Genomic DNA, 341 nt, shown 5'->3' with positions numbered 1-341 from the left:
ATCGGGCAGTTCGACGTGACCCCGAACGCGCGCAACATCGTCCCGGGAGAAGTCAGCCTGCAGATGGACATCCGCGACGTTGACTCCCGCGCGATGGACGCCATCGCCGAGCGGGCCGACGCGGCGCTCGACGGAGTCGAAGCCGCCCACCCGGTCGAGACGGAGTTCGACCGCTACCGCGACCAGCGCCCGAGTCGAATGGCCGACGACTGTGTCGCCGCCGCGCACGCCGCCGCCGCGGCCGAGGATATCGACGCCGAACGGATGCATTCCGCGGCGATGCACGATACTGCAAATGTTGCCAGCGTCACCGATGCCGTGCTCCTGTTCGCCCCGTCGGT

General features: G+C 68.9%; 1 protein-coding gene. It reads left to right on the top strand.

The window, feature by feature from the left end:
* Positions 1 to 341 (top strand): Zn-dependent hydrolase (locus tag HKX41_10745; GenBank protein ID NNC24607.1); only part of this gene is annotated, 341 nt, incomplete at both ends.

This window comes from Salifodinibacter halophilus, assembly GCA_012999515.1.
In the GTDB taxonomy this organism is placed as follows: Bacteria; Pseudomonadota; Gammaproteobacteria; order Nevskiales; family Salinisphaeraceae; genus Salifodinibacter; species Salifodinibacter halophilus.
The sequence above is the reverse complement of the archived record's forward strand: the minus strand, read 5'-3'. Positions and strand labels throughout refer to the sequence as shown.